The organism is Bacillus sp. JCM 19034 (genome assembly GCF_001310635.1).
Lineage (GTDB): Bacteria > Bacillota > Bacilli > Bacillales > Bacillaceae_D > Halalkalibacter.
In genome coordinates this window covers 110,925-133,676 of sequence record NZ_BAXR01000007.1, presented here as the reverse complement: position 1 = coordinate 133,676, position 22,752 = coordinate 110,925, and the positions used below count along the sequence as shown (strand labels likewise).

Annotated in this window: 19 protein-coding genes and 3 pseudogenes; 17 read left to right on the top strand and 5 right to left on the bottom strand. The window is 35.8% G+C overall.

Annotation, left to right across the window (positions count from 1 at the left end):
• The 5 genes and pseudogenes from JCM19034_RS23290 to JCM19034_RS12795 form a co-directional block, all read left to right on the top strand.
• Positions 1 to 273, top strand: a pseudogene (locus JCM19034_RS23290) (glycosyltransferase family 2 protein); the annotation flags it as partial.
• 14 nt (positions 274 to 287) lie between these two features.
• Complete coding sequence (locus tag JCM19034_RS23285; protein WP_231686943.1) at positions 288 to 515, top strand: glycosyltransferase; 228 nt, start codon at positions 288 to 290, stop codon at positions 513 to 515.
• A gap of 198 nt (positions 516 to 713) precedes the next feature.
• The gene (locus JCM19034_RS12805; RefSeq protein WP_062050288.1) at positions 714 to 2,135 is read left to right on the top strand and encodes an ATP-grasp fold amidoligase family protein; all 1,422 of its coding nucleotides are present in this window, start codon (positions 714 to 716) and stop codon (positions 2,133 to 2,135) included.
• A 14-nt stretch (positions 2,136 to 2,149) separates the two neighbouring features.
• Entirely contained in the window at positions 2,150 to 3,772 is a 1,623-nt protein-coding gene (locus JCM19034_RS12800) for an acylphosphatase (protein ID WP_062050286.1), read from the top strand.
• 277 nt (positions 3,773 to 4,049) lie between these two features.
• The gene (locus tag JCM19034_RS12795) at positions 4,050 to 5,435 is read left to right on the top strand and encodes an acylphosphatase (RefSeq protein WP_370621959.1); all 1,386 of its coding nucleotides are present in this window, start codon (positions 4,050 to 4,052) and stop codon (positions 5,433 to 5,435) included.
• 74 nt (positions 5,436 to 5,509) lie between these two features.
• Here JCM19034_RS12795 and JCM19034_RS12790 read toward each other — a convergent pair whose 3' ends face one another.
• The 3 genes from JCM19034_RS12790 to JCM19034_RS24150 are packed head-to-tail and all read right to left on the bottom strand — an operon-like array spanning position 5,510 to position 8,212.
• Positions 5,510 to 7,150 (bottom strand): ATP-grasp domain-containing protein, encoded by a 1,641-nt coding sequence (locus JCM19034_RS12790; protein ID WP_062050282.1) that lies wholly within the window; start codon positions 7,148 to 7,150, stop codon positions 5,510 to 5,512.
• Between the two features lie 23 nt (positions 7,151 to 7,173).
• Entirely contained in the window at positions 7,174 to 7,641 is a 468-nt protein-coding gene (locus tag JCM19034_RS24155) for a CapA family protein (RefSeq protein WP_269431702.1), read from the bottom strand.
• Positions 7,577 to 8,212, bottom strand: a complete 636-nt coding sequence (locus tag JCM19034_RS24150; RefSeq protein ID WP_269431701.1) for a CapA family protein — start codon at positions 8,210 to 8,212, stop codon at positions 7,577 to 7,579. The genes JCM19034_RS24155 and JCM19034_RS24150 overlap by 65 nt, the downstream gene beginning before the upstream one ends.
• 281 nt (positions 8,213 to 8,493) lie before the next feature.
• Between JCM19034_RS24150 and JCM19034_RS12780 the strand changes: the two genes are divergently transcribed.
• The 6 genes from JCM19034_RS12780 (at position 8,494) to JCM19034_RS12760 (ending at position 14,360) form a co-directional block, all read left to right on the top strand.
• Positions 8,494 to 9,138, top strand: coding sequence for a peptidoglycan-binding protein (locus tag JCM19034_RS12780; protein ID WP_062050280.1), 645 nt, complete (start codon positions 8,494 to 8,496; stop codon positions 9,136 to 9,138).
• Positions 9,139 to 9,172: 34 nt separating this feature from the next.
• The gene (locus tag JCM19034_RS21070) at positions 9,173 to 9,328 is read left to right on the top strand and encodes a peptidoglycan-binding domain-containing protein (RefSeq protein WP_082394041.1); all 156 of its coding nucleotides are present in this window, start codon (positions 9,173 to 9,175) and stop codon (positions 9,326 to 9,328) included.
• Positions 9,329 to 9,447: 119 nt separating this feature from the next.
• Complete coding sequence (locus tag JCM19034_RS12775; protein WP_062050277.1) at positions 9,448 to 11,349, top strand: peptidoglycan-binding protein; 1,902 nt, start codon at positions 9,448 to 9,450, stop codon at positions 11,347 to 11,349.
• Between the two features lie 426 nt (positions 11,350 to 11,775).
• The gene (locus JCM19034_RS21820; protein ID WP_062050275.1) at positions 11,776 to 12,402 is read left to right on the top strand and encodes a hypothetical protein; all 627 of its coding nucleotides are present in this window, start codon (positions 11,776 to 11,778) and stop codon (positions 12,400 to 12,402) included.
• An 82-nt stretch (positions 12,403 to 12,484) separates the two neighbouring features.
• Positions 12,485 to 13,162 carry a sugar transferase gene (locus JCM19034_RS21815; RefSeq protein WP_156323976.1) on the top strand — a complete coding sequence of 226 codons (678 nt, stop codon included), beginning with the start codon at positions 12,485 to 12,487 and terminating at the stop codon, positions 13,160 to 13,162.
• 121 nt (positions 13,163 to 13,283) lie between these two features.
• Complete coding sequence (locus JCM19034_RS12760; RefSeq protein WP_231686942.1) at positions 13,284 to 14,360, top strand: glycosyltransferase family 4 protein; 1,077 nt, start codon at positions 13,284 to 13,286, stop codon at positions 14,358 to 14,360.
• A gap of 277 nt (positions 14,361 to 14,637) precedes the next feature.
• Here JCM19034_RS12760 and JCM19034_RS12755 read toward each other — a convergent pair.
• Positions 14,638 to 15,272: pseudogene (locus tag JCM19034_RS12755) on the bottom strand (YigZ family protein).
• A 224-nt stretch (positions 15,273 to 15,496) separates the two neighbouring features.
• On the opposite strand from JCM19034_RS12755, the pseudogene JCM19034_RS12750 reads away from it, so the two are divergent.
• The 6 genes and pseudogenes from JCM19034_RS12750 (at position 15,497) to JCM19034_RS24145 (ending at position 20,769) form a co-directional block, all read left to right on the top strand.
• A pseudogene (locus tag JCM19034_RS12750) lies at positions 15,497 to 16,632 on the top strand (sensor histidine kinase).
• Positions 16,633 to 16,666: 34 nt separating this feature from the next.
• A complete protein-coding gene (locus JCM19034_RS12745; protein WP_062050271.1) occupies positions 16,667 to 17,362 on the top strand; it encodes a response regulator transcription factor in 696 nt (231 codons plus the stop codon).
• Positions 17,363 to 17,615: 253 nt separating this feature from the next.
• Positions 17,616 to 18,470, top strand: a complete 855-nt coding sequence (locus JCM19034_RS12740) for a DegV family protein (protein ID WP_062050269.1) — start codon at positions 17,616 to 17,618, stop codon at positions 18,468 to 18,470.
• 285 nt (positions 18,471 to 18,755) lie between these two features.
• Positions 18,756 to 20,057: a DEAD/DEAH box helicase gene (locus tag JCM19034_RS12735; protein ID WP_062050267.1), complete on the top strand. Its 1,302-nt coding sequence runs from the start codon at positions 18,756 to 18,758 to the stop codon at positions 20,055 to 20,057.
• On the top strand, positions 20,057 to 20,593 hold the full coding sequence (locus JCM19034_RS12730; protein ID WP_062050265.1) for a ComF family protein: 537 nt from the start codon (positions 20,057 to 20,059) through the stop codon (positions 20,591 to 20,593). Before JCM19034_RS12735 ends, JCM19034_RS12730 begins: the two co-directional genes overlap by 1 nt.
• A gap of 47 nt (positions 20,594 to 20,640) precedes the next feature.
• A complete protein-coding gene (locus JCM19034_RS24145) occupies positions 20,641 to 20,769 on the top strand; it encodes a ComF family protein (protein WP_269431700.1) in 129 nt (42 codons plus the stop codon).
• A gap of 66 nt (positions 20,770 to 20,835) precedes the next feature.
• Here JCM19034_RS24145 and JCM19034_RS12725 read toward each other — a convergent pair whose 3' ends face one another.
• Positions 20,836 to 22,578 carry an alpha-glycosidase gene (locus tag JCM19034_RS12725; RefSeq protein WP_062050263.1) on the bottom strand — a complete coding sequence of 581 codons (1,743 nt, stop codon included), beginning with the start codon at positions 22,576 to 22,578 and terminating at the stop codon, positions 20,836 to 20,838.
• Positions 22,579 to 22,752: the final 174 nt, after the last annotated feature.

The following is a 22,752-nucleotide window of genomic DNA, read 5'->3' as shown; positions in this document are numbered from 1 at the left end:
GAGCAATATGAGCGAAAGGCTGGTGTGATTCGAATCGGCCGTCATTCTCGAGATCAATATGTCAAGTGGCCATCTGACCGTGAAGAACTATTAAAAGTCTACCCTGATCATGGACCGTACGAGGTGCATGTGTTAGGCGGAGCAAAGGCTCCGAAAGAAGTATTAGGTGAAATTCCGTCAAACTGGACCATTTATGAATTTGGTTCAATGGCACCGAAGAACTTTTTGAAGGAGCTTGATGTCTTTATTTATTACACACACCCTGATTGGTAGAGGCATTTGGTCGAGTGATTTTCGAAGCAATGGCTGTAGGGGTTCCGGTTATTATTCCACCGAGCTATGAGCCGTTATTTAAAGAAGCAGCCATCTATGCCAAGCCAGAAGAAGTTCAAGCAAAGGTTAAGCAGTTAATGGAAGATAAGTCGCTGTATCAAAAGCAAGTAGACTTGGCCCTTACTTATGTAGATGAGCAATTTGGGTACCGTCAGCATAGTGAGCGGCTATTTAGATCATAGTAAGGGTTAAAATATATCATGCAGCCACCACCATACATTTGTGATGACTGCATGATAATTAGTGATCCTAAGAATAATGATGGATGGGGAACCTTTGTTTTAAAAGTGTTAAACCGATTATTTCTAATGAGAGGTATAAATGAAAACATCAATTTCTTATTAGAAATAGTCGGTTTATAGTAAAAGGAAGGTGTAATTTTGAATACACATAAATTTCCAAATGGTGAAAATGAAATGCCGAAGGTTGTAAAGGCAGAAGCAATGATTAAAAAGTTAAAAGATGAAATACGCTATGAGAGATCACAAATAAAGAAATTAAAGAGAAGCCGAATTTGGCGCTATAGTATATTTTTAAGAAAAGTACTAGTTTTTCTATTAACAGCAAGGAAACTATTACATGTAATAAAAAATGGTGAAAAATATATTAAAATGGAAGATGACCTTATTAAGTTGAATGAAAAATATAAGGATACATCTGAAGAAAATAAACGATTGAATGAAATCTTAAGAAATAAAACAGTTACGGAAAATGGCTTAGATCAAAGCAAACAAAATCTACAGATGTTAGCAAAACAAGCGAAAGAAACGGGAGAACTAATCCCGTATTTGGATCACCTTGTTACAAGTAAAAAGCATAGCGAGCGGTATTACGAAGATGCGATTACAATTGCAGCAAGAACGTTTAGGAATGAAAATAGGGATTTAAAAAAATATGTCTATACACGTGCTTTGGAAGGCTTTAATATAAAAGGGTTCCCTGAGTTTCTTGTTAGAGAAGTAAGCCAAGATGTAGAGTTACAAAAAGCAGCCTCTTTTAGTGCTCTCTTGACCATGAGAGCAAGACAAAAGCAACTACACCCACGTCTACCTGAGGAAATATTAGATAATAAGCAGGTAGCCTATCAGTTTGTCGATCTATTCAATGTCAGGAGACCATGGGTACAAAGCTCTTACACAAAAGATGACATTCCTTTAATAGCAAAGAGTGTTATTAAACCTGACAATGGAGCAGGATCAAGAGGAGTATATTTATATTTTGATTCTAATAAAATACTCGACGTAAAAAGGGGTCAAGAGCTCGATAGCCATGATGCTCTTGACCTAATGATGGAAAAGGATTTAAATAATGGGTGGGTATCAGAGGACAAATGGTTAGTAGAAGAACTAATAACTGAACACCCAAATACGCGTGACCCGGCTAGAGATTTAAAATTTTACTGTTTTTACGGAAAAGTCGAGTTAATATTAGAAGTAGTACGTTATCCTCAAGTAAAATATTGTTGGTGGAATTCAAATGGTGAGCGTGTTTACACGGGGAAATATGAGAATGAACTTTTTAAAGGTAACGGTGTGAGCATGATGGATATTAAGAAAGCTGAAGAAATAAGTTTTGAGATTCCTGCACCATTTGTTAGAATAGACTTTTTAAAGTCTGGTAATGAACTTGTCTTTGGAGAATTTACACCTAAGCCTGGAAATTATGACTTTTTTTCATATGAGATGGATCATTGGCTAGGGGATTGTTATTTAAGAGCTCAGCAGAGCTTAGTGGATGATTTAGTAAATGGTAAGCAATTTAAAATATACACGACTTTAACGCAAGACCTTTTGAGTAATTAGGAGGATATATAATAATGGATGAAACAACGAAAGCAGAGTGGCTACTGCACTTACCATTAGAAGTAGTCGAGGATGCACGTGGGCCAGAATTTGATGCGTATTTAATTGCGTTAGAAGGGTGGCGACGTGGCCTAACTTTAAAATGGCACGTAAAAGATTCAGAAAAGTTTAAAGGTATGAAAACATGGTTTGATGATAAGCCCGGGAAATTATTTTCTTTAAGTTCAAAAGAAAAGACACATTACTTTTTTCGAACACGTGGAGATAAAGTATCCAATGAAGCTGTTGAGATAGGTGCCGATAAAGAAAAAACAAAGATCTATTTAGAACAAAAGGGAATTCGAACACCAAAAGGAAGACTTTTTTCATTGGACGAATCTGAAACGCAAATTATTGAGTATGTCGAGGAGCTAGAATTTCCGGTTGTGATTAAGCCATTAGATGGAAGTTTTGGAAGAGGTGTAACAACCAATATTCAATCGGTTGATGGTGTGATAGAGGCCATTAAAACCGTTAAAGAAACACCGAATCCTCGAGGAATCATTGTTGAGGAATTTATTGAAGGGAATGAATATCGTTTATACGTCGTTGGTGATAACGTTGTGGGTGCTATAAAGCGAGTCCCTGCTAATGTAATAGGTAATGGAAAAAGTACGATCAGTGAGTTAATTGATGAAAAAAATAAACATAGAAGTAATAACCCACGATTAATTAGCTGTTTAATTAAAAAAGATCAAGAAATTATTAATCATGTATCAAAACAAGGATATTCTTTAGATGATATTTTACCGAGCGATGAAACATTGATGTTAACAGAAAAAAGTAATATTTCATTAGGTGGAGATCCGATAAGTGTATTGGATGATTTGTCTAAAGAAATACACGAAACCGCTATAAAATCCATTCATGCGATACCAGGATTACCTCATGGAGCTGTTGATCTAATTTTTTCAAATAATGGACATTGTTATGTTTTGGAAATTAATCCAACGGCACAAATTGGTTCATTGCTATTTCCTGAACAAGGACAAGCGAGTGATGTACCAGCTGAAATTATTAACTTTTATTTTCCTGAGACGTCACAAAAAGATCGCTTAAATTCAGTAATGTATTTTGATTTATCTGATGTTCTTTTTCCATTAATGACAAACTCGGCAAATGTAACGACTGTTACACCTATCCCTCGTGGTACAATTTATATGAAAAAGTACAATGTTGTTGGAGAAGTTCAAAGGATTGATTACCATAGAGGATTAAGAAAAATGGCATTTGAACGTAATTTACACGGAATGGTTATAAATAATGATGATGGAAGTATTGATATTGTAGTAGCGGGGACAGATGAAGAAATGGTTAATGAATTTTATCATGATATTCAAGCTGATCCCGAACGTTCAGTCATTGAACATATTCATACAAGTGATTATTCACAGCCTATTAAAGTGGGTTTTGAAATAAAAAATGATTTAAAAAAGCAAATTGAACTTTATAATCAAATCAAAAACGAGTATGATTTAACCGAGTTAGAATTAAAAAAAGCAAAAAAAGAGCATAAATTTTTAAGTGCAAGTAAAGCATGGAAAGTTACGTTGCCGATGAGGGTTTTAGGTGACTTCATAAAAAAATATTATAAGTAAATAATAAATAGGGAGGGGGAGAAAATTGAAAGAAGAATTTACTATTGGGTTACCTCAATTACCAAATCATATCGTGACAGCAGCACGAAAAACAAAATTGTGTGCTTACTCAGTTGCTCTTGAAGGGTGGAGAAGAGGTTTAACTTTAAAGTGGTATACAAAGGATTCTGAGCATTTTCAAAATATGACCGTATTTGGGGTGAATCCTCCAGGAAGGTTATTTTCGTTAAGTTCATCAGAGCGAACTCACTTTTTCTTTCGAACAAGAGGAGATAAAGTGACAAATGAAGCAGTAGAAATTGGTTCTGATAAAGAAAAAACAAAAATCTGGTTAGAGAAGGAAGGAATTCCAGTTCCTAAAGGAAAAGGATTTTCAGAAGAAGCAACTGATGAAGAAATTATTGAATATAGTTTAAATATTGGTTTTCCTCTAGTTGTAAAGCCTACAAACGGTAGCTTAGGAAATGGTGTTATTACGAATATTAAAAGTGAAGATGAACTGAAAAAGACGTTAAATTATGTGAGAAGAGTTTTGGGTTATGGCGAAGTAATTGTGGAAAGATATGTTTCAGGGAAAGAATATAGAATTTATGTTATAGAAGATAAAACAATTGCTGCTTATAATCGAGTACCTGCGAATATCATCGGTGATGGCATCCATACAGTAGAAGAATTGATTTCGTTAAAAAATGATCAAAGAAAGAAAAACCCTCGATTATTCAGCTGTCTAATTGAAATGGATGTTGAAATAATGGAAGCTCTTGAAAATGAAGGATATACTATGAGTAGTGTACCTAATAAGGGAGAGATCATTTATTTAAGACAGAAAACAAATGTTTCATCTGGTGGAGATCCCATTGATGTAACTGATGATTTACCGGAAAGTATTAAAGAAATTGCAATTAAGTCTATTAATGCAATTCCTGGTTTATACCACGGTGGTGTAGATATCATTGTTAATGAAGAGTTGCCTCCTGAACAAGGAGCGGTGGTTATCGAGTTAAATCCAACCGCTCAAATAGGTGGTATTTTATACCCAATACAAGGGAAAGCCAGAGACATCCCAGGGGCTATTGTTGATTATTATTTTCCTGAAACAAAAGATATTTCAACCAAAAAATCAAAAGTTTATTTTGATTTGAATGCTGTATTAGAACCATTACAAAACCGGTCAGCTATTGAAGTAGAGCTACCAAAAGCTCCAATAGGTCCAATTTATGCTAAAAAATATATCGTAGAAGGAAATGTAAATCGTTATCGTTTTCATCGTTGGTTAAAAAATGAAGCAATTACTTTAGGTCTTTATGGGTCTATTAAAAATACCGTAGAAAACGAGATGGAAATAGTAGTTGGGGGAACTGATAAAGAAAGTTTAACCACATTTAAAACATTAATAACAAATAACCCTAATTTAGCCAATATAACTAAAATATCTGAAGAGAACTATAAGGACTATATTAAAGTAGGATTTGAAATTACCGAAATGTTTAATTTGAATAAACTGAAGTCGGTTGAATCAGCTATCAAGAAGTTAGAAAGGGATTTAAAAGGTACTCAAAAAGAACTTTTTAGGATCCGTAAAGAAAATAAAAAAATACGTGAAAGTAGATCGTGGAAGTACGGTATGTCGCTGAAGAAGATGATGAAGCTAGTTAGAAATTAAGATTAGAAAGGGCATTGAAAAAGATTAGTTATTCTTTTTCAATGCCCTTGTTTTTTTAAAAATTTCATTTTAATTTAACGGTCTTTGTTCGGTAACTCACCGAAAACAGCTTTGTATTCTTCAAGCTCTATTTGCACCTTTTGAAGTTGTGATTTTAGCGTTTCAAATTCTAAATTAGTTGGGTTACGTATTTCTTCACGATTTGACTGCTTTATTGCTTCTATTAGCTGATTGACATCCGAATTGTAATTTGATGGAACCGGTGTTTCGGAAACGACGGTTTTTGTCGATGAGATAATATGAAACCCTTGTTTAACTGGTGTTTTTCGTACTTTTTCTTCTAACTTAAATCCTTTATAGCTTTTTGCTTTCTTTTCAATTAGACTTACTAATTTTTTGATGCTACTGTCTGTACCTGCAAAGACAATGCTATAGTAATTATTTATTGATTTAATATGTCCACTTACATGATTTCGTGTAGCCTGTAACTGTAACCATTTTGCAAATGAGAGCTTATTCTCTGAGATATATAGGTTGTATCGTTTTAAGATAATATCTCCTGGGATATTATTAACTTTTATTTCCTTGATGTTTCCTGATAAATACGTTGTTTGTAATACTTGATCAAAGTCGAAGTATAGGTTAGATCTCTTTTGGCGATCGTATCCAACTGTTTCAGGGAAAAAGTAATCTATTAATGCAGATGGAACATCTCTGGATTTCCCTCTAGCAGGATAAAGGTGTGCAGTGATATGAGGACGAGAATTAATTTCTAATACAACACCTGTATCATTTTTCTCATCTATAATTAAATCTACACCTGCATGAGTTAAAGTAGGTATTGCCTTAACGGCATCAACTGCTAACTTTTTCATTTTATCACTCAATTGATCCGTCATATCAATCGCTTCTCCGCCAGAAGTCACATTATTCTTAGATTTCAAGTAAACTTTCTGCCCTTCTTTCGGGATACTATTTAGATCATACCCTATTCTGGCTAATAATAAATCTGTTTCTTTATCAACTTTCAAAGGGCGAGTTTTTAAAGCTGGGTTAGTAAGTCTCTGTTTATTTTTTTGCTCAAGAAGCTGTTTTATTGAATCTTTACCGTTTCCGATAATGTGTAATGGCTCTCTTTTATAAGAAGCGACTACCTTATCATCAACAACATAACATCGGTAATCATATCCTGATTGGAATTTTTCGATAATGAGATCACTACTTATTTTTAAGTCCTTTTGAATATAGTTAAGGGCATCTTTTAGTTCTTGGTCGTTTTGAATATTTGCTATTACGCCTTTACCACCAGTCCCATTTGTAGGTTTTACTACTACTGGATAGCCAATTTTTTTGGCCTCTTTTATAATTTCACGTAAAGGTGTTTCATTTTCTATCGTTTCACCAAACGGAACAGATACATTTGCATCTAATAATGCCTTTTTAGTTAATTCCTTATTTACGCAAGTTAATATTGCTTCTTTGGATACAGAATCTGCTCTTGTATATTTAAAGGTATATGAATTTGTGTCATTGCTTAACGTGAAAATAGGTATACGTGTTTTAGATATACTATCAAAGATAACCTTTATAGACATGTTCAAGCCTCTTCTCCATCCCTCTAATGCAATGCTATAACCACTTAATAAATAGCCCTCAGCAGTTGATGGGATAGATTTGTCAAGATGCGGTAATGTTGTAGTTGTGTTCTCTTTCATAACTTCTCCCTCGTTTGACAATTTTATTTAATAATTAAAGTTGGAAGGCGAGATCTCATTCGAGTTATTAGTTCAGTGAGAACCTCTAAAGACTCGAAGTTTCCGCGATTGGTTCTAATGTAAGGCTGCTCTTTAATATAGTCGATAAATGAATACAGTTTAAAATCTTTTTTATGGTGAGAATCAACAAATGTTAGGTTTAAAGTTGGGTTAGAAAAATGTGAAACTGGATTACCGTCTTCCTTTTCAATCTCGATGCTAATCGTACCACCGATTTGTCGATAAACGCCGTGTTGACCAGTGTAAAAATTCCCTAAAGACGGGATAAAAAATGATTTTTTCCCTCTAGAATTTAAAATGATTTCAGGTGGCTGCAGAACATGCGGATGATGCCCTAAAATAATATCAGCTCCACCATCAGATAGTTCAGCTGCAATCTCCCTTTGTACAGAAGTTGGATAGAGGTATATTCTTTCCGAAATGCAAAGCAACGACTACTATATCAACTTCTCCGGAATCGGCAAGTTTCTGAATTTTTTGTCGAACTGGTATGGCATTTTCTTCTTCAAAAATATTTATTAGGTAACTTTTATCTTTATCCATCTTTCTAAAAGCTCTAAATTTTCGAGTGAATGAAAGGAACCCTACTCTAAGACCATTCTTTTCAATTATTCGATATGTATCCCTGTCTTCTTCAGAAAGGTGTGCTCCAACATAAGGCAGGTTAATAGACCTTAAGTTTTCAATTGATTTAATTAATCCTTCTTCACCATGGTCATATGCATGATTGTTAGCTATGCTTACGATATCAGTACCATAATCTTTTAACGTTTTAGCCACTTCAATAGGATTGTTGAATTTTGGATAGGAGCTTAAGCCAAACTCTTTTCCTGCAACTATCGATTCAAGGTTAACAATAGTAAGGTCACCTTCTTCAAGTAATGTCTTAGCATGTTCCATTTGTGGACTGAAGTCGTAACCTCCATCTATAGTTTCACATTTGTCATATACTCGTGAGTGTAACAGTACATCACCTGCTGCTACTAATTTAACTTTAGCCATATTTTCACCCTTGATCATTAATTATTTCATATAGTGTTGAATGATTATCATTGAAGAAATTATACCATATAACAGTAAAGTGTTCATAGCAGACTAAATATAAGAGCTTTCATTAACCTCAAAAATAAATTGTGATTACAACCCAACTTCAATAAACTAGGTAATAAGACCTGATTATTGCAAAAAAGAATGTGTAAATTCATAAGATTATCTTTACTTTAGGGTCGAAATATGTTTATTTTATAGTAAGTAATTCATAGTATTTAAAAAGGAGTTAAGATATGCTTAAAAAGGCGAGATATAGTTTTGTAGTAGGTATGACTGCAACAGTTATCGTATTTGTTCCTGTAAGTACTAGTTTAGCAGAAGTTACAAGTATCGAAGAAAGTACAGAGTTATTTGTATTGGAAGTTGGTTCAGAAGGGTCAAAGGTCCTAGATTTAAAAGAGGCATTGAATCTACTAGGCTATGAAACTGGCACAAGTGATGAATTCAATGAAGATACAGAAGAACAGGTTATTCTATATCAAGAGGATAATGCTTTATCTCCAGATGGTAAGGTTGATGACGTATTATTTTATATGATTTTAGAAGATGCGAAAAATGCTGTCGATGAACAAAATGAGAGTATTGAAGAAGAGATTGTGGAAGTTGAAGAAGTTGTTAAAGAAGTTGTTGAAGAAGTTGAAGAAATTATTGAAGAGAATGAAGAACAATCTCAAATGACTACTAGCTCTGTTCAAGCTGATAGCAATGCTTTAAAAAGAGGAGATTACGATAAGCGAGTAATCGATTTAAAAATTCATTTAGCTATTATGGGATTTGAAGTTTCAAGTAACCCAACTGACTTTTATGGTTCTGTAACTGAACAGATGGTAGAAGAATTCCAAAAAGCTTATAATTTAAAAACCTACGGGAATTGCTGATTCTAATACGATAAAAAAGCTAGAGCAACTCGCAATGGGCTCATTGCAAAAAGGAATGTACCGAGATGATGTCATCGATCTAAAGATTCGGTTAGAAAAATTAGGGTTTGGTGTATCGAATAATCCTACAACGTATTTTGGTCCGATAACAGAGTCACAACTAAAAGATTTTCAAAAACCTACGGTTTAAATTCAAACGGAGTAGCGAATTCAGAAACAACTGCATTACTTAACGAGTTAACTCGAAAAGTATATTCTAATGGAGATCGTCATGATGATATTATTAAAATTAAAAACCATTTAGAAATAATGGGTTTTTCTGTTTCGAGTAACCCTACCACGTTATACGGATCTGTTACTACATCGCAAGTTAAAAACTTTCAATCTGCATATAACCTTCCTGTTACGGGGATTGCGGATAACCGAACAATTAATCGGTTAGCGAGCCTAGCGACTGGACCTTTGCAACAAGGCATGTACCGAGATGATGTTATTGACTTGAAAGAGAAGCTAGCGATCGCAGGTTTTGGCGTATCGAATAATCCTACAACATTTTTTGGTTCGGTTACGAATCAGCAAGTAAGAGCCTTTCAATCTGCTCATAATTTAACCGTTGATGGAATTGTAGGACAAGCTACATTAAATAAGCTTAATGAAGTAACAACAGGCTCATTGTATAGAGGAATAAGAGATCAGAAAGTCATTGAACTTAAAAAGCATTTGGAAATTATGGGATACGCAGTATCAAATAACCCGACAACATTGTATGGGTCGGTTACTGAACAACAGGTAAGAGAATTTCAACGTGATCATAAATTACCTGTAACAGGTGTTGCTGATTCAAAGACCATTAATGAGCTAAAAAAATTAGCAACTCGTCCTTTACAACAAGGAATGTATCATCAGGATGTTATAACAATTAAAGAAAATTTAGAGAGATTAGGCTATTCAGTCTCAAACTCACCGACTACGTATTTTGGTCCAATTACTACTAAACAGTTAAAAGAGTTTCAATCTGACAATGGCTTAAAAGCAACTGGGATTGCTGACTCGGCTACAATGAACAAGTTAAAAGAATTAGCTTCATTAAATGTGACCACTTACTACCAAGCTAACGTTACACTAAATCAAGCAGTGAATATTCAAATGAACCGTAGTCCGCAAACTGATGCGTATCGTAATAATACAGCCTATATAAGTGCAAATTACGTCGAGTTAAGCGGAAGAATTACTGGTAATGGAGTAAATCTTCGTACAGGTCCCAATACAACATCAAGTGTAGCAGTAAATGTTCCACGAGATACAACTATTGATATTAGAGGGACCGTAAATGGTTCATCAGTTTCTGGGAGTACCGAATGGTATGAAATTAGATACAATGGTCAAAGGCTATATGTACATAGCTCTTTAGCTAGCTATACCGCACGTACAACAGCTAATGTGAATGTTCGAGAAAGTGGTTCCACAAATAGTCATGTTTATGGTACTGCGACAAAAGGAACGACATTAAATGTTGTAAGTTTAGGGAATAATTGGCATGAGGTGCGTTATAGTACGTGGCGCAATCCAAAGGAATCAGATTTACGTAATTTCTTAGACCCGAATAAAAATGATAAGTTCCAACACCTTGTATTATCTTCTAGCGTTGGTGTACCTGCTTCGCAAATTAATCGACTACTAAGCGGAAAAGGGGTTTTAGAAGGTAGGGGACAAGCATTTATTGATGCGGCTAAGGAGCATAAAGTTAATGAAATTTATTTAATTTCTCATGCTTTACTTGAAACAGGCCACGGAACGTCACCATTAGCGAACGGTGTTGAAGTAGGTTTAAACTCTTCGGGGAATGCTGTGATGGTAACGAATTCTAATCGAAATAGTCTACGAAATATCCGGAAAACATATAATATGTTTGGAATCGGTGCTTATGATAATACTGCATTAAAATCTGGCTCGGAATATGCTTATAATGCAGGATGGTTTACTCCTGAAGCAGCTATTATTGGCGGAGCGAAATTTATTGGTGAGGACTACATTCATAATTCATATCAACAAGACACACTTTATAAAATGAGATGGAATCCTGCAAACCCTGGAGTAAAACAATATGCAACAGACATTCAGTGGGCAACAAAACAAATTACAAACATTAAAAATATGTACAACCAATTAGATAACCCGAGAATGCATTTTGATATTGTTCAATATCGATAAAATCTATGAAACAAGAAAAGTCTAGGAGAAGTATTCCTAGACTTTTTTGTATTAAAGTAAGGATGTAGTGTCACCACTCAGTGCAATTGGATAATCCATTAAACGTTTTTGAACAGATTTAGTAACATTATTTGAACAATATGTATTATACATAAATTGAAATAATTCGTATGTTATGATGTGGAATATAGAATCTAAAAATGTACGTACTCCACTACACAGTACAAATTGAACAACCTACCTATGTTTTCCTAATAGTTTAACAGAACAGATTGTGATATGATATTAAAGGTTTAATATTGTGTCAATAAGTTTAGATAGTTATGTAAAGTTTACAAAATAAAAGGAATGGCAGGTACACTGTCAATGAATCATGATAAAATGAGTAAAGAAAAGTCTAATGCTTTAAAAAAGGGGGGATAAGTTATGTCGAACATGTTTCCAAAGCGTACAGCTCGTTTCGTTATTATCATTTTTGATCTTATCCTTCTGTTAGTAGCGTATTTAGCGGCATTTAAGTTGGCGTCTTATTATACATTGATAGAACCTCGAAATATTGAAGCACTTGTTAGTATTATGCCATGGGTCTTATTAATGGCTGTGTTGTTTATATATATTTTTGAGCTTGATCGGCTTGTTAAGCGGGATTATGCAGAAATTTTCCGGAAGTTATTAGTTGTCTCATTAGGAATTATGGTATTAACGATTGCAGCATCGTTTTTATTCCGTGAATTTTCATTGCCGCGTTCTGTTATCTTTTTATCGCATGCTTTCATGTTTATCATGTGGTTTTTCTGGAAGAGCTTATATGTTCGAATCATATGTAAGGTGATGAGCCAAAAGGTTCTTTATATTGGTGATGAAAGTGAATTAGAATTAATAAAAGAGAATCTATTAGACTCAAGAATTATAAAGAGAAAAGATGATGTCTCATGGTTAAATAAGGATTTAACGATGAAAGACATAAAACTGAAAATGAAGCCATATGAGCTTGTTTTCATTGGGTCAACGATGCCAGAGCGAAAGAAAATGATATTTTATATTATGCAATGAAGCAAAAGCAATTATCATACATGATTCCAAATACGAATGAGTTATTTATCATGAAACATCGTTTACAACGCTTGGTGATACGATGGTGCTAGAAGTAAAACCATTTACGCTCTCAAGTGGACAAATACTTGCCAAACGTTTATTAGATGTTGTTGTTTCAACTGTGTTATTACTATTTACAACACCTATTATGATATTAGCTGCGATTGCAATTAAATTAGAAGATCGAGGACCAGTTTTCTTTAAACAAGAGCGTGTTGGTCAATACAATAAACCATTTCAAATTTTAAAGTTTCGCTCGATGATCGTTGATGCTGAAGCGAAGACTGGACCGGTTTTAGCAAAATCAGCAGATAGCAGAATTACGAAGGTTGGAGCATTTATCCGGAAAACAAGAATTGATGAGCTGCCACAACTACTTAATGTATTGAAAGGTAATATGTCATTAGTTGGTCCAAGACCAGAGCGTGAATACTTTGCGAAAAAGTTTGAACAAGAAAACAAATGGTTTTATTACCGAAGTGCTGTTAAGCCTGGTATTACAGGCTTTGCACAAGTGTTCGGATATTATACGACAAGTGCCGATAGTAAATTGAAGTTTGATTTGTATTATATTCGTCATTATTCAATATGGTTGGATATTGTGTTGTTGTTTAGAACAATTCTAGTTGTATTAAATAAATCACAAGCAGAAGGTCAACAAGATGTGAAAAAAGCTGTTGAAAAGAAGATTTCGTTTATGAAAAGTGAAATACGTTAAAATAAGGCGGGATACTAAACAGTTAATTAACTTTTTAGTATCCCGCCTTTCGATTTGTTTACCCTCCCACATCTTTGTAAATACTAAACATAGATGAAAGAGTATAGGGAGGGTTTCCTTATTGTGGAATTACGTGATTGCCTTTTTAGTATCCTTTAGTGTGGCCATCTGTTCTGTACCGGCTATACGAAGCATCTCTAAAAGGTATGGCTTTGTAGATAAGGCAAATGAGCGGAAGGTGCATCAACATGAGATGCCACGTTTAGGTGGGTTAGCGATCGTGTTTGGAGTGGTTGCAGGGTTGGTTGTATTGAGCCCACCATATGAGCACTTCTATGCTGTTATTGCTGGAGCGGGTATAATTGTTATCATAGGTATGTTAGATGATAAGTATAGTATTTCCGCTAAAGTAAAATTATTTTGGCAGTTAGTCGCAGCGGCAATTGTTGCTTATTCAGGTTTAATGGTTCCTTATATAACGTTACCTTTTATAGGGCAAATAGAGTTGGGGATCATTGGATATATCCTCTCCGTTATTTGGATTGTCGGTATTACAAATTCCATTAATTTTATTGATGGTTTAGATGGTTTAGCTGGTGGCGTTGTTACGATTGCGTTTATGACGATACTCGTCATGGTTCTACTTGATTTAGGTGCAGCACAGCCGTTCGTTCTATCAGTAGCTGTTGTGTTTATTGGGAGCACGATTGGCTTTTTATTTTATAATGTGCATCCAGCGTCTATTTTTATGGGGGATACTGGATCTTTATTTTTAGGCTATGCGATTGCAGTGATTTCACTTGTAGGCTTTTTTAAAAGTATTACTGTATTTAGTTTAGTATTGCCTATCCTAATATTGGCGGTTCCTATTTCAGATACGCTTTTTGCCATTGCTCGGCGCCTGTTAAATCGGCAAAGTATGATGACACCTGATAAAGGACATTTACATCATTGTTTATTAGCAATGGGATACAGTCATCGTAAGACGGTTTTCATTGTGTATTTGTTTAGTATTCTGTTTGGTGTTGTTGCCATTATTTTTACAACGACGACATTATGGGTGTCTTATCTACTGCTTGCTTTAATCGTCATTGGTGTTGAGTTATATGCTGAGAGTATTGGATTGATGGGAGATCGAAAACCAATACTAAATGCGATGAAAAGATTCAAATTGAAAGGTGACAATGTTAGAAATTAAGTAGAGACACTGAAGAACGAGTAAAAGAATAAGCAAAATAAAAATCCGAACGATGATTCAAATCTTAGTGAATTTGAATGAGTTCGGATTTTTAACTTATTGATTTTTTGATCATAGGTCTTAGACGTTGTTCGTAGTACTTTTTAGATTCGATAATGGTGCCTATTATCGTTTACCTTTGTGAGATAAATTTGTTTACCAAGTTTTGCTAGAAAGATCATCTTTTTGTTGCTTGAACTAGCATAATATTGGATAATAAAGAAGTGGTCTGGCTTTGCTATTTAACGAGTGTTTCGAGATACGTTTGATTACCAACCGTAACTTTTGCTTGTCCGTTCGTTAAATTTGTCATCCAATCTATAAACGGAGCCGTTTTTTCTATAGGTACATATGTTTGAACGTCGACTTGTTCAAGATAATCGGTTCCTTTCATTTGATAAGTAGACTCGCGTAGAGCGTGTTCCACTTTTCCAAGCCAGTGATAATCAATTTCTGTATGGACAACAGCCATTAGTGAACGCTTCACGATTCCTATTTCATTAAGACCTTCACTAACTGCACTTCCATATGCACGAATAAGACCACCAGCTCCTAGTTTGATACCACCGAAGTAGCGTGTTACGACAACAACGGTGTCTTTAAGTTTACGTTTTTTTAAGACTTCCAACATAGGGACACCGGCAGTGCCACTAGGTTCACCATCATCATTAGCTTTTTGGATCTCATCACGTTCGCCAATTAAATACGCGGAGCAGTTGTGAGTTGCATTCCAATGTTCTTTCTTTATTTTTCGATGAAATGCTGGGCCTCAGTTTCAGTTGTAGCACGATTTACATGTGCAATAAAACGTGACTTTTGAATAATGATTTCATGAGAGCCGGTTTCTTTTACAGTTTTATATGATGATAACATAGGATATCGCCTCTCTTTTTGATAGTTTTACAAATCTAAGTTATGTAACTGTAATGTAGATTTGATAAAGTAGGATTGTCGTTCATAAAATCTATTGAAATTTAGAATTGCCGATTCTTGAGCCGGGATTGTTGTACTATAAGAATAGTAAAATACATGCCTAATTGCAATTAATATAATAATGAAAACAAGTTAGAATGCATAGGAAGAAGGGGATTAACTTGATGAACGATAAGTCCCTTGACTCGATATTAGATGAAACGTTACAAACAGTTGATGAGAGTCGAGAGAGAATTTTTGAAATAAGTGAACAATCTCGACAAGAATATAATGAGCTTAAATCAGAGCTGAAGGATGTCCGTTTAAAAGTTGGATCTGTCATTGATAAAGCTGATCAAATGAACTTACATGCTCGTCTGTCACGTAACCGTCTAATGGAAGTCAGCAAGAATTTTTCTCAACACTCTAGTGATGAAATACGAGCTGCATATGAACAGGCGAACGAATACCAAATTCAATTAGCTGTATTAGAGCAAGAAGAAAAACAACTCCGTGATAGAAGAGATCGAATTGAACGACGTTTGATTGATTTAGAATCAACAGTAGATCGTGCAGAACAGCTTACAAGTCAAATGTCGGTTGTGTATAATTTCTTATCAAATGATTTAAAGGAAATAAGTGATGTTATCGAAGATGCGAAAGAAAAGCAACGATTCGGCTTGAGAATCATTGAAGCTCAAGAAGCAGAGAGGAAAAAGCTATCGCGAGAAATACATGATGGTCCAGCACAAATGATGGCTAATGTTCTATTACGCTCAGATCTAATTGAACGCATTTACCGGGAGCAAGGAATTGAACAAGCTCTTAATGAGATAAAAGATTTAAAAATGATGGTGAAGTCCTCACTTGCTGAGGTAAGAAGAATTATTTACGATTTAAGACCGATGGCACTTGATGATCTAGGCTTAGTGCTACTTTGAAGAAATATTTAAAAAACATTTATGATCATCATCAAATTCATACGGACTTTATGCACATTGGCCCCATTCTCCGCTTGCCACAGGAAATGGAAATTGCTGCATTTCGTCTCGTACAGGAAGCTGTTCAAAATGCCTATAAACATGCAGAAGCAACGAATATTGAAGTAAAAATTGAATTTAAACCTAATAGGGTTATAATGGTAATAAAGGATGATGGCAAAGGATTTAACCCAACTGAAAAAAAAGCTAGTTCTTTTGGATTAATCGGAATGAAAGAAAGAGTAAATATGTTAGCTGGACAGTTGACTATTCGCTCTGAACCGGAAAAAGGTACAGCAATTGTTATTGCTATTCCAATACGAAACGAAAATAATGTATAGCAGTAGAAGAAGTTTATTAAAGAGGTGAGAGGACTTGGAAGAAAAAATTAGATTAGTCATAGTTGACGATCATCAGTTATTTCGTGAAGGTGTAAAACGTATATTAGCAATGGAAAATGATATAGAAGTGGTTGCAGATGGACAAGATGGTTCACAGGCTGTCCATTTAGTTGAAACATTTAATCCAGATGTCATTTTAATGGATATTAATATGCCGAATATGAATGGTGTTGAGGCGACGAAAGAATTAATAGGACGTTTTCCAGAAATTAAAGTTCTAATTTTATCGATTCATGATGACGAGACGTATGTTAATCATGTGTTGAAAACAGGGGCTACAGGTTATTTATTAAAGGAAATGGACTCAGATGCTTTAGTAGAAGCTGTCAGAGTTGTGGCCGCAGGTGGTGCGTATATTCACCCTAAGGTGACTCATAATCTTATTAATGAATACCGTCGTCTTGCAAATGAAGACGAAGTGCAAACAGGCTCTGTCGGCTTCCGTGAAGTAGAATATCAAAAGCCGTTACACTTGTTAACGCGACGGGAATGTGAAGTGCTCCAGTTAATGACAGACGGTAAGAGTAATCGGGCTATTGGTGAAGCTCTTTACATCAGTGAAAAGACGGTCAAAAATCATGTAAGTAATATTTTACAAAAAATGAATGTGAATGATCGTACTCAAGCGGTTGTCGAAGCAATAAAAAAGGGATACGTTCTAGTGAGATAAACGATTTCTTCATTGAAAGGTTACTAATTTCCTTGTAAGATTAATAGGAAGAACCAAAGGAGCCTTTTAAGGTTAATAGAGAGAACGGCAAGCTACTATAGAAAAGGGTGCGGCTCTGCTCGTTACGTCCATCCAGCATGAAATAGACTTTCATGGAAACCTAAGCCTATGTAATGGCTCCGTACTACGTTTCTAAAAAGACGTGGAGTATCTTTATTAAAGTCATAGAGGAATAGAAAAGTGAGGAACGTTTATGGAGAAAAAAGTTGCCGTAGTTACTGATAGTACAGCTTATTTAAGCCCCGAAATAAGGGAACAGTTAGAAATTGAAATGGTTCCACTTAGTGTAGTGTTTGGTGAGGAGGCCTTTCGAGAAGAATTAGATTTATCCACAGACGATTTCTATAAAAAAATAGCAACAGTAGGACAGCTCCCAACGACATCTCAACCGGCAGTGGGTGATTTTGTATCATTATTTGAACGATTAAAAGAAGAAGGATATGAGCAAGTTATTTCCATTCATCTATCTAGTAAAATTAGTGGTACGTATCAAACTTCTTTAACGGCTGGTAGTATGGTAGATGGGATTGACGTTCATGGTTTCGACACAGAGATTAGTTGTGCACCACAAGCTTATTTTGCAATGGAAGCAGCCAAATTAGCAAATGAAGGCTCTGATGCAATAACGATTTTGGACTATTTGCAATCATTGAAGGAAACGTCTCGTGCCTATTTTATGGTAGACGACTTAAACCATTTGCATCGTGGTGGACGTTTAAATGCTGCCCAATTAGTTGTAGGGAATTTATTGAAAATAAAGCCAATTCTTCATTTTGTGGATGGAAGTATCGTACCGTTTGAAAAGGTGCGTACTGAAAAAAAGGCACTTGCTCGAATTTTGCAATTACTCGCCGAGGATGCTTCGAAGGGCTCGCCTCTTGATGTTACCGTTATTCATGCGAACCGATTGGATGGAGCAGAGGAGTTAGCTGTGAGAATTCGAGAAGCACACCCTAGTGCAAAGGTTTCTATTAGCTACTTCGGCCCGGTGATCGGTACTCATTTAGGAGCGGGTAGTTTAGGTGTTGCATGGAATAAATTTAATTAAGCATCTTAAGAGGTTGTTCTATCATTGGGGTAGGACAGCCTTTTTTATGGAACCAATTGAACGGGGAGCCTCCTTTTGCTATTCGTCAGGTAAGGATCACTTAAAAAACCTCCTAATGATAGAATCTCCCTTCATAAAATACTATGAAAATACGAATATAATCACTTATAATCAACAACCCCTATTAATTATAAGCTAGTCTTGTCATCTAGAGTGAAATAGTAGAAGTATTATAACTCTGAAAGCAGGTGAAATACATTGCACAGTCTGATTGGAAGGAGGCTTTTGCAGTCGGAAATTCCATTCGATGATGACCAGATTGCTCGTTTCATAAAAAAAGGCATGCTAATTAATGAGAGAGCTCTTGTGGATCGTGGCTCAATAACGTGTCTCCGTTGTGGTAATCAAGATCCACATTTATTCGCAAGTCATTTTTGTGCCAAATGTCAAAAGATGTGTACGTATTGTCGTCATTGCCTACTGTTAGGGAAGATAAGCGAGTGTCAAATGCTTTACCGTTGGAATGGCCCAGAGCTATCGTTTCCACAGCATGAACACCCGTTGCAATGGGAGGGGAAGTTATCGAGTGCACAGAAGCGTGCATCAGATGCCGTTGCCAAAACGGTCCAGGAACAGAAGCAATTATTATTATGGGCCGTTTGTGGTGCAGGGAAAACAGAAGTGCTTTTTGAAGGGATAGCCCGGGCACTTTCTGCTGGTAAACGAGTGCTAGTCGCGACACCAAGGACCGATGTAGTGAAAGAGCTCTTTCCACGCTTCAAAAAAAGCTTTCCCCGTGTAACGATCACTGCTTTGTACGGTGGTAATCGCCATCGACGTTTTGATGCACAGTTTGTTGTGGCGACAACCCATCAAGTGATGCGCTATTATAAAGCGTTTGATTGGATTGTTGTTGATGAAGTTGATGCTTTTCCTTTTTCCTTTGATAAGAGTCTCCGTTATGCGATCAATGAAGCTAAAAAAGAAACCTCCTCGCTTATTTATTTAAGTGCAACCCCAAGCAAAGAATGGTTACGATCCCCCGATATTGAACAAATGAAAATTCCTAAAAGATACCATGGCTATCCATTGCCCATTCCAAAATTTAAATGGTGTGGTAATTGGCTGAAATCGGTTAAGAAAGGTCATTTACCAAAACCAATTCGTAATTGGTTAACAGCTAAGCTGAAGCAGCAGAAGCAAGTACTTCTATTTGTTCCTTCGATTCACATTCTTCGCACTCTTTCAGAAGTACTCCAATCCAATTCGTTTCAGCATGATACCGTTCATGCTGCTGACAACCGTCGTCATGCTCTTATCACAGATTTCCGTGAACAGAAAAGTTCGCTATTAGTAACGACTACAATTTTAGAACGAGGCGTGACGTTTCCCGACGTACAAGTTGGTGTCGTTGGTGCCGAACAAGATATATTTACAGAGGCAGCCCTTGTCCAAATTGCTGGTCGTGTTGGTCGTCATCGTGATTGGCCGGATGGAGATGTCATCTTTTTCCATTATGGTGTTTCTCTTGAAATGCGTCGAGCTTATACACATATAAATTTGATGAACCGAGAAGGAGGCTTTTAATGCGTTGTTTATGTTGTCATCAAACGTTTTATTCATTGCCAAGCTGGGCAAATGTACTGTTTTTGCAGGATGAAGAGCATGTTTGCTCAGAGTGTGAACAACAGCTTTTACCACTTGATGAAAAGGATCAATGTGTAAGCTGTAGTCGTTCATTAAGTCGCTTAAGATCAGAATTTCGAAAGGGGAAGCAATGTTTAGATTGTTGGCGTTGGGAGCAGGCTGGTGAAACAAAAGGTTTACTTGAAAAAAATGTGTCTTTGTATGAATATAACCCTTTTATAAAAGAATGGCTAACGGTTTATAAGTTTCGCGGTGATGCAATTGTTGCCACTTACTTTTCGAAAAAGCTATTAGCCGTTTATCGCAAGCACTATTTTGGTCATCTAGTGATTCCAATTCCGTTAAGTGCGGAGCGTTTAATGGCGAGAGGTTTTAATCAAGCTCAATTACTAATCGAGAATTGGAGAAATAGTGCCGATGTCCTTTCGCGGATAGAAGGTGAGAAGCAAAGTAAAAAAATCGAAAGGAGAGAATAGTCCAAGCTAGAAATCAACCTTTCCGTTTGAAAGTAGGGACGTGCCAGTTGGTCTGTAATCGCTCAATTATTCTTGTTGATGACATATATACAACGGGGGCGACTGTCCGTCAAGCGGCACGTCTTTTAAAAGAAGCAGGTGCTACACAGGTATCGTCATTAACGATTGCGAGATGACGATATAAGAGCGTCGTCTTTGTTCCTTGAATGAAAGAAGGTAACAGCAGACGACGCATTTACTTATTAAAGATGATAAATAGAAAAACTATAAGGCTCTAAAGTAACAGATTTAGATAAAGATACCGTTTCATTTGTCCATAGGTTCGTTCGTTGCTGCCCATTGAACTCAACTGGTAATGCAACTTCAACACTAGTATCATTCCTGTTTAATAGAAACAAAATTTGTTGTTTTTTGTACATGATAACATCGCTTTTTGCTGGTTCATAATAAAAATGTAAGTCTTGATCCGTACGAAAGGCTTTGTACTTAGCCCTTAATGAGATAAGCTGTTTCATAAATGCAAGCATATCTTGATCCTGCTTCTTTTCATCCCATTCCATACATTTTCGGCAACCGGGGTCTTGTTCACCGGTCATGGCGATTTCATCACCGTAATAAATACAAGGTGTACCGGTCATTGAAAACAATAATAGCATTTGAAGCTTAACGATATCTTTGTTTCCTTTACTAACCGTTAAAATACGTGGTGTATCATGGCTACCTAGTAGGTTAAACTGAACTTCATTTACCGTTATTGGATATGAGTTTCTTACAGATTGAATCGAGTGAATCAGCTCTTCAGAAGTAATACGCTGATGGGCAAAATAGTCGATAATGGCTGATGTGAATCGATAATTCATCACAGCATCGAACTGATCGCCTTGCAGCCATGGCATTGAATCATGCCAAATCTCTCCTAGAATGTAGACATCACGTTTAATAGAGTGAACTTCTTTTCTGAATTCGTGCCAAAATGAATGGTCAACTTCATTTGCGACATCGAGACGCCAGCCGTCGATATCAAATTCTTCGATCCAATAACGAGCTACTTTTAATAAATAATCTTTTACTTCGTCATTTTCTGTGTTGAGTTTAGGCATTGACGGAACATAAGAAAATGTATCATAGTTTGCTGGACTCGTAGTTTGAACCGGGAAATCATGAATATGGAACCAATCTTTATAAGGAGAGCTTTCTCCATTTTTCAAAACATCTTGGAATGGTGGGAAATAGAATCCACTATGATTAAATACGGCATCAAGCATCACATATATACCACGCTTATGACATTCCTGAACGAGTTTTTTGAAAGTCTCCTTATCACCAAATTGGGGATCGATTTCTAAATAGTCAATTGTGTCATATTTATGATTTGAGAACGCTTTAAATATTGGTGTGAAATATATCCCTGTGATCCCTAAATCGTGTAGATAGTCAAGGTGATCGATAACTCCTTGAAAATCACCACCAAAGAAATTGCTTGGTGTCGGGTTAGCTGAGCCCCATTCAAGTGTATCTTTAGGATTAAGTGACGGGTCGCCGTTAGCAAAACGTTCAGGGAAGATTTGATACCAAACGGTGTCCTTAACCCAATTAGGAGGAGAAAATACATCGACACGGTTTAAGAATGGGAAACAAAAATAGTAGCTAGCGTCTTTAGGAGCTTTCGTATAAAATCCTTTCTCTGTATAAAAAAGTGTTTCTTCCTTACTACTCAGCTTGAAACCATAACGCATGCGGCGGTGTTTTGGTTGAACCCGGGCGATCCAGTAATCATATAATTCATCGCTTCCGTTATGCTTCATCTCTTTTTCGGATGAAATCCAGCATTGTTCATCTGGGTTAAAATCATATGGATCACCAAAGATCAATATAATATGATCAAGTTCATCCTTTTTAGTTCGTATGCGGATATGAAGAGTTTGATCATCTGCCGCATAGGCATACTCGTTTTTTGGCCGATGGTAAATCGCTTCTTTTAACATAACATCACGCTCCTATTATGAAATTAGTTAGAAATCTCTCTTTATCATAAACATACCTTTATAAAATAAGCTTGTCAATCGTTTGCGCGTTATGAAAGTAAGGAGGGATTTATCAAATTTTATTACAATGAAAAAAAAGTATTGATTAATGAATGAACAGACTATATAATGAGT

Bases quoted from the DNA above. Each gene is read 5' to 3' on its own strand.
- JCM19034_RS24150 (WP_269431701.1), bottom strand. From the start codon at position 8,212: ATGGCTAAAGTTAAATTAGTAGCAGCAGGTGATGTACTGTTACACTCA.
- JCM19034_RS12775 (WP_062050277.1), top strand. From the start codon at position 9,448: ATGGGTTTTTCTGTTTCGAGTAACCCTACCACGTTATACGGATCTGTT.
- JCM19034_RS21070 (WP_082394041.1), top strand. From the start codon at position 9,173: ATGGGCTCATTGCAAAAAGGAATGTACCGAGATGATGTCATCGATCTA.
- JCM19034_RS12800 (WP_062050286.1), top strand. From the start codon at position 2,150: ATGGATGAAACAACGAAAGCAGAGTGGCTACTGCACTTACCATTAGAA.
- JCM19034_RS12730 (WP_062050265.1), top strand. From the start codon at position 20,057: ATGCGTTGTTTATGTTGTCATCAAACGTTTTATTCATTGCCAAGCTGG.
- JCM19034_RS12780 (WP_062050280.1), top strand. From the start codon at position 8,494: ATGCTTAAAAAGGCGAGATATAGTTTTGTAGTAGGTATGACTGCAACA.
- JCM19034_RS12790 (WP_062050282.1), bottom strand. From the start codon at position 7,150: ATGAAAGAGAACACAACTACAACATTACCGCATCTTGACAAATCTATC.
- JCM19034_RS21820 (WP_062050275.1), top strand. From the start codon at position 11,776: ATGTCGAACATGTTTCCAAAGCGTACAGCTCGTTTCGTTATTATCATT.
- JCM19034_RS12740 (WP_062050269.1), top strand. From the start codon at position 17,616: ATGGAGAAAAAAGTTGCCGTAGTTACTGATAGTACAGCTTATTTAAGC.
- JCM19034_RS12725 (WP_062050263.1), bottom strand. From the start codon at position 22,578: ATGTTAAAAGAAGCGATTTACCATCGGCCAAAAAACGAGTATGCCTAT.
- JCM19034_RS21815 (WP_156323976.1), top strand. From the start codon at position 12,485: ATGGTGCTAGAAGTAAAACCATTTACGCTCTCAAGTGGACAAATACTT.